General features: G+C 45.6%; 5 protein-coding genes. 2 read left to right on the top strand and 3 right to left on the bottom strand.

Annotated features, from left to right (window positions below; all coding sequences use genetic code 11):
• Positions 1-259: 259 nt before the first annotated feature.
• Together AACQ17_RS02895 and pta are read left to right on the top strand one after the other, a co-directional pair.
• Positions 260-1,456 (top strand): acetate kinase, encoded by a 1,197-nt coding sequence (locus tag AACQ17_RS02895; RefSeq protein WP_013856499.1) that lies wholly within the window; start codon positions 260-262, stop codon positions 1,454-1,456.
• A 172-nt stretch (positions 1,457-1,628) separates the two neighbouring features.
• Complete coding sequence (pta, locus tag AACQ17_RS02890) at positions 1,629-3,773, top strand: phosphate acetyltransferase (RefSeq protein WP_013856498.1); 2,145 nt, start codon at positions 1,629-1,631, stop codon at positions 3,771-3,773.
• Positions 3,774-3,852: 79 nt separating this feature from the next.
• On the opposite strand, the gene AACQ17_RS02885 is transcribed toward pta, so the two are convergent.
• The 3 genes from AACQ17_RS02885 to AACQ17_RS02875 all read right to left on the bottom strand — a co-directional run.
• On the bottom strand, positions 3,853-4,803 hold the full coding sequence (locus AACQ17_RS02885) for a glutathione S-transferase family protein (protein WP_094146860.1): 951 nt from the start codon (positions 4,801-4,803) through the stop codon (positions 3,853-3,855).
• A 180-nt stretch (positions 4,804-4,983) separates the two neighbouring features.
• The gene (gene oppF, locus AACQ17_RS02880; RefSeq protein WP_010319732.1) at positions 4,984-5,976 is read right to left on the bottom strand and encodes a murein tripeptide/oligopeptide ABC transporter ATP binding protein OppF; all 993 of its coding nucleotides are present in this window, start codon (positions 5,974-5,976) and stop codon (positions 4,984-4,986) included.
• A partial coding sequence (locus AACQ17_RS02875) for an oligopeptide/dipeptide ABC transporter ATP-binding protein (protein WP_339366197.1) occupies positions 5,973-6,408 on the bottom strand: 436 nt, incomplete at its 5' end. The genes oppF and AACQ17_RS02875, both read right to left, overlap by 4 nt.

The raw sequence follows: 6,408 nt of genomic DNA, 5'->3' as shown, positions 1-6,408 counted from the left end.
TTATTTCAATTTTTTTTTGTTATATTGGCCCATTATCGCTATTCTTTGCGAGCCCTCAATCTCATTGTTGCCGTTATTTACAATTTAGGCAACTCCGAGATGAAATCTGCAAGGAATGCATCGACGACTTTACGTTAAAAGCCCCGTCTCATTATACGGAAATTCAAGTTTTATTGACCAAGATTAGTAGCGCTCCACAACGGTTCTACTATTCTTGTGAATGATTTTTATCCTAACCGATTATTACAGGTAGTCACACATGTCTAAGCTAGTTTTAGTTTTAAACTGCGGTAGTTCTTCTCTTAAATTTGCTGTTGTCGATGCAGAAACAGGTGCTGAGCACCTATCAGGTCTTGCTGAATGTCTTCACCTTCCTGAAGCACGTATCAAGTGGAAACTTGACGGTAAACACGAAGCGCAACTAGGCGAAGGTGCAGCGCACGAAGAAGCACTCGCGTTTATGGTTGAAACTATTCTTGCTTCTAAGCCAGAGCTTAAAGCTAACCTTGGCGCTATCGGTCACCGTATCGTACACGGTGGTGAGCAGTTCACTCAATCTGCACTTATCTCTGATGATGTACTGAAAGGTATTCAAGACGCTGCAACCTTTGCACCGCTTCATAACCCAGCACACATCATCGGTATCGAAGCCGCTAAGAAAAACTTCCCTGAGCTTCAAAACGTAGCTGTGTTTGATACTGCGTTCCATCAAACTATGCCTGAAGAGTCTTTCCTATACGCTCTTCCGTACAATCTATACAAAGAGCATGGTATCCGTCGTTATGGCATGCATGGTACTTCACACTTATTCATCACTCGTGAAGTTGCAGGCCTACTCAACAAGCCAGTTGAAGAAGTTAACATCATCAACTGTCACCTAGGCAATGGTGCTTCTGTTTGTGCGATCAAAAACGGTCAATCAGTTGATACTTCAATGGGTCTAACGCCGCTTGAAGGTTTGGTGATGGGCACACGTTGTGGTGACATCGACCCTGCAATCATCTTCCACCTGCACGATGCACTGGGTTACTCTGTTGATCAAATCAACACTATGCTAACCAAAGAGTCTGGCCTACAAGGCTTAACTCAAGTGACTTCGGATTGCCGTTTTGTTGAAGATAACTACGGTGAGAAAGAAGAAGCGACTCGTGCAATGGACGTGTTCTGCCACCGCCTAGCAAAATACGTGGCTGGCTACACAGCAAGCCTTGACGGTCGCCTAGACGCTATCGTCTTCACTGGTGGTATCGGTGAGAACTCAGGCCCTATCCGTGAAATGGTACTAAACCGTTTGGCTATCTTCGGTATCGAAGTCGACAGCGCAGCAAACCTAAAAGCACGTTTTGGCGGCGAAGGTGTGATCACAACGGCAAACAGCCGTATTCCAGCTATGGTTATCTCGACCAATGAAGAGCTAGTGATTGCTGAAGATACTGCTCGTCTGGCAGGTCTTTAATTGACTTTCTGGCTAACTCTCTGAGTTAGCCAGTTTTTTACCGGGGCTCAACCCTTAGTTTCTAGCGATTTAGGTCAGCAGGCTTATTTCCGAAGAAGGTCATGTTGGGCTTTGTTCCTTTTTCAATCTAGTTTCGGTTAGATTGATTTCAATAGTTTGAGGTACTTTACTCATGTCCCGTACTATTATGCTTATCCCTATCAGCGCTGGTGTTGGTCTTACCAGCGTGAGCATGGGTGTCCTTCGCGCCATGGAGCGTAAAGGTGTTAGCGTTTCTTTTTATAAGCCTATTGCACAACCTCGCTCGGGTGGCGATCAACCTGATCTCACTTCAACGATTATCGGTCGCAATAGCGACATCAGCATTGCAGAACCGATGATGATGTCAGCGGCAGAAACGTTGATCGGTAGCGAAAAGATGGATGTGTTGCTTGAAACCGTCGTTGAGCGTTACAACCACATCAATAAAGATTCTGAAGTAACACTGATTGAAGGCCTTGTGCCAACACGCAAACACCCATTCGCGAACCAAGTGAACGCAGAAATTGCCAAAACACTGGGCGCAGAAATTGTGTTTGTCGCGACTCCGGGAACGGACAACCCAACTCAGTTGAAAGAGCGTATTGAAGTTGCGTGCTCAAACTTTGGTGGAACAAAAAATAAAAACATTTCAGGTGTTATTATCAACAAGCTTAATGCCCCTGTTGATGAAGCAGGCCGTACTCGCCCTGACTTATCAGAAATTTTTGATGATGCAGATAGCGCGAAACAAGCCAATTTAGAAGTGATGCAGATCTTCAACACTAGCCCAATTCGTGTGTTAGGTTGCGTGCCTTGGAGTATCGATCTTATCGCGACTCGTGCTATTGATATGGCCAAACACCTGAAAGCTGAAATCATTAATGAAGGTGAAATTAAGTCTCGCCGTATTAAGAGCATCACTTTCTGTGCGCGTTCTTTGCCACACATGATTGAGCACTTTAAGCCAGGGTCACTCTTAGTAACATCGGCCGATCGTCCTGACGTGATTGTTGCCGCCTCTCTGGCCGCAATGAATGGCGTTGAAATTGGTGCGGTACTGCTGACTGGCGGTTACGATATGCCACAAGAGATTGTGAACCTATGTAAACCAGCCTTTGAAAGCGGATTGCCTATTTTTAAAGCGCAAGGTAACACTTGGCAAACGTCACTCAACCTACAAAGCTTTAGCCTAGAAGTTCCAGCTGACGATAAAGAACGTATCGAGTTCATCAGCGATCATGTTGCTAGCCACATCGATGGCCCTTGGATTAATTCGCTTACTGAGGGCACGCAAGGTATTCGTCGCCTTAGCCCACCAGCATTCCGTTACCAGTTAACTGAGTATGCTCGTCGTGCAGGTAAACGTATTGTGCTTCCTGAAGGGGATGAACCACGCACAGTGAAAGCGGCATCTATTTGTGCTGAGCGCGGTATTGCGACTTGTGTTTTACTTGGTAACCCTGATGAAATCCGCCGCGTTGCTGCGCAGCAAGGTGTTGAGTTAGGTGCTGGCGTTGAAATTATCGATGCTGACTCAGTGCGCGAAAACTACGTTGCTCGCTTGGTTGAACTGCGTGGTTCAAAAGGCATGACAGAAGTTGTGGCTCGTGAAAAACTGCAAGATTCAGTATTCCTTGGCACAATGATGCTTGAAGCGGATGAAGTTGACGGTTTGGTTTCTGGTGCGGTTCATACCACAGCCAACACCATTGTTCCTCCATTCCAAATCATTAAGACCGCGCCAAATGCCTCAATTGTATCCTCTATCTTCTTCATGCTATTGCCTGATCAAGTGTTGGTATACGGCGACTGCGCCATCAACCCAGATCCAAATGCTGAACAGCTTGCTGAAATTGCGATTCAATCGGCCGATTCTGCGGCAGCATTCGGCATTGACCCGCGCGTGGCGATGATTTCCTACTCGACGGGTGAATCAGGTAAAGGTGCTGATGTAGATAAAGTGCGTGAAGCGACGCGCATTGCTCAAGAGAAACGTCCAGATCTTATTATCGACGGTCCTCTGCAATACGATGCTGCAATCATGGAAAACGTGGCGGCTTCTAAAGCACCAAACTCTCCAGTCGCTGGTAAAGCAACGGTATTTGTCTTCCCTGACCTAAACACAGGTAATACAACTTACAAAGCTGTACAACGCTCAGCAGACCTTGTTTCTATCGGTCCAATGCTGCAAGGCATGCGTAAACCAGTAAACGATTTGTCTCGCGGTGCATTGGTTGACGACATTGTTTACACAATCGCGTTGACGGCGATTCAAGCAAGCCAAGAAACAAAATAAAATTCTTAGCCTAACTTGCTGATTAAAAGGCTCTTATGTATCACATAAGAGCCTTTTTTATAGCACACTTCCACCCTCGTTATAACCCAATAAAGCCGCGCTCATGGGGCGTATCAAGATCAAGATCCGGCCCCTTAGGTACCACTTGCGTTGGGTTAATGCCGATATGGCTGAAATAATAGTGGCGTTTGATGTGGTAAAAATCGGTCGTTTGTTTGATACCGTCGATTTGGTAAAGCTCTTTTAAGTAACCGCTTAAGTTCTCATAATCGGCAATACGCTGTTTATTGCATTTAAAATGCCCGACGTAAACAGCATCAAAACGGATAAGTGTAGTGAATAAACGCCAATCCGCCTCGGTGATCTGGTTACCGACCAAGTAGCGATACGTTGCTAGATGGTTGTTGACCTTATCTAATGCCGTAAAGAGTGCATCATAAGCATCGTCATAGGCCTCTTGCGTGGTCGCAAACCCACATCGATAAACGCCATTATTAATATTGGGGTAGATATACGCATTCCATTCATCGATAGCTTTGCTGAGTGCTTGCGGATAGTAGTCTTGCTGGTTACCCGTTAACTCATTAAATGCACTGTTAAACATGCGAATAATCTCAGAAGATTCATTGCTAACAATGGTATTGGTCTTCTTATCCCACAACACAGGTACAGTTACTCGCCCTGAATAATCTACCTTTGCTTTGGTGTAGATTTGATGGAGCTTGGTATAGCCGAACAGAGGTTCAGGAATGCCAAAAGACCAGCCTTCACTTAGCATGTCAGGACAAACGACCGTAACATCAATGTGTTCGGTGAGTGATTTGAGTTGGCGAAAAATCAATGTACGGTGAGCCCAAGGGCATGCCAAAGAGACATACAAATGATAACGGCCCGATTCTGGTTGAAATCGTGCATCTGGCTGGCTGTCGACCCAGTGTCTGAATCCTGCGTCTTCGCGTACAAAATGCCCAGCGCTGCTTTTGGTGTCATACCAAACATTGTGCCAGACGCCTTCAACTAATTTTCCCATGATCTCCACTCCTCATTCCGATGACTTTTTTATTATAAGTAGGATAGAAAATGGTAAAACCGGAGGAAGTTGTCCTTGTTATTCAGAAATTTTGAACAGTGCTATTTACCCCGCTAAGCGCACAGATAAAAAAAGCGCGACCCAGAAATGCGTCGCGCTTAAGCCTGTCACAGGCTAAATTTAGAGCTCGACATGCAAACAAGACACAGCATGTTCATCACTACCTTTAATCTGCGGTTTTTGCTGTGCGCAAATTTCCGTCGCTTGAGGACAGCGGGTACGGAAAACACATCCAGAAGGCGGGTTGATTGGCGAGGGTAAATCCCCTTCTAGCATCTGAATTTTCTTAGCACGCTCCAGTTTTGGATCTGGAATTGGCACAGCCGACATCAAAGCTTTGGTGTAAGGGTGTGATGGATTCGCAAACAACGCCTCAGAGGTGCCAAGCTCGACCGCATTGCCTAAATACATCACGAGTACACGATCAGAGATGTGTTTAACTACCGATAAATCATGGGCAATAAAAACCAAACTTAAACCAAGCTCATTTTGCAGCTCTTTGAGCAGGTTAACCACCTGCGCTTGGATTGAAACATCCAAAGCAGAAACTGGCTCATCACAGATGATCATTTTCGGTTTTAAAATGAGCGCACGGGCAATACCAATACGTTGACACTGACCACCAGAGAATTCATGGGGATAGCGGTTAATGACGTTCGGCAATAAACCGACTTTTGTCATCATCTCTTTTACACGGTCCTTTACTTCTTGCTTCGAAAGTTCTGGATAAAAGGTTTGAAGTGGCTCTGCAATAATATCGCCAACCGACATTCTTGGGTTCAATGACGCCAGTGGGTCTTGGAAAATCATCTGAATTTGCTTACGGGTTTTGCGACGCTCAACCTCATGCATTTTCGTCAAATCATTTCCTAGCCACACCACTTCACCCTCGGTGGCTTCGACTAAACCAATGATCGCTCGCGCAAAAGTAGACTTTCCGCAACCTGATTCACCTACTACGCCGAGAGTTTCACCCTCATATAGACGCACATTGACGCCATCTACGGCTTTTAGGTTGGATGGTTTAGACCATGGCCACGCGGATTTAGAGGCAATGTTGAAGTGAACTTTGAGGTTCTTTACATCCAGTAATAATGGTTTTTGTTCGCTCATTTAACCCAAGCCTCCCAATCAGAAAAACAGGCACGTTGGCGACCATCGGCAAATGGCAATAAAATAGGTGCTTCACGTTTACAGCGTTCTGTCACTCGGTGGCAACGCTCTTGATAAGGGCAACCCGGTGGCAATCGTAGCAAGTTAGGTGGGTTTCCAGGAATCGTTGGTAATATTTCACCTTCCGTATCCAAACGAGGAATGGCTTTTAATAAACCTTCAGCGTAAGGGTGACTCGGGTTGTAGAAAATTTCATCCACAGAGCCATATTCCATCGTACGCCCTGCATACATTACCAATACTTTGTCACATGAACCCGCAACCACACCCAGATCATGGGTGATCATGATAATGGCGGTATTGAATTCGCTTTTGAGCTCGTTCAACAAATCCATAATTTGGGCTTGCACCGTTACGTCCAATGCGGTGGTG

It is taken from the genome of Vibrio sp. V10_P2A27P122, from assembly GCF_963874335.1.
In the GTDB taxonomy this organism is placed as follows: Bacteria; Pseudomonadota; Gammaproteobacteria; order Enterobacterales; family Vibrionaceae; genus Vibrio; species Vibrio anguillarum.
The sequence above is the reverse complement of the archived record's forward strand: the minus strand, read 5'-3'. Positions and strand labels throughout refer to the sequence as shown.